This is a genomic window from Pantoea stewartii subsp. stewartii (genome assembly GCF_008801695.1).
Taxonomy (GTDB): domain Bacteria; phylum Pseudomonadota; class Gammaproteobacteria; order Enterobacterales; family Enterobacteriaceae; genus Pantoea; species Pantoea stewartii.
This window is the reverse complement of sequence record NZ_VZPF01000293.1, coordinates 1-346: the sequence shown is the minus strand read 5'-3', so window position 1 is coordinate 346 and position 346 is coordinate 1. Positions and strand designations below refer to the sequence as shown.

Here is a 346-nt window from a genome sequence, read left to right as displayed (position 1 = left end):
ATGTCGAACGGTTGTGGCAGGCGCTTCATGAGACAATAACCCGAAATCACCAGTGCAGTTCAATGTGGCAACTGTTGAAAAAGGTCCATCACTTTATGAATACCGTCAGCCCATTCCCCGGGGGAAAACATGGGCTGGCTAAAGTGTAGCGGTATTAGGATCAGTTATTTAGGATGCGTGCGTTTTTTGGGTACCTTCCTCACCGATATGAATCATATTGGGGTTCTACGCCGGAACCGCCGAAATTTCCGACACCCACTCGCAGTCAGGCATCACTGAGCGCTCAGCCCCCACAAGATAACCCAGCAAAAACGAAAGAGAGTCAGGTCGCGTGATGGCCTTCACA

General features: G+C 50.3%; 1 pseudogene. It reads left to right on the top strand.

The features are described from left to right. Positions 1-149, top strand: a pseudogene (locus tag F7Q90_RS26235) (IS630 family transposase); the annotation flags it as partial. Positions 150-346: the final 197 nt, after the last annotated feature.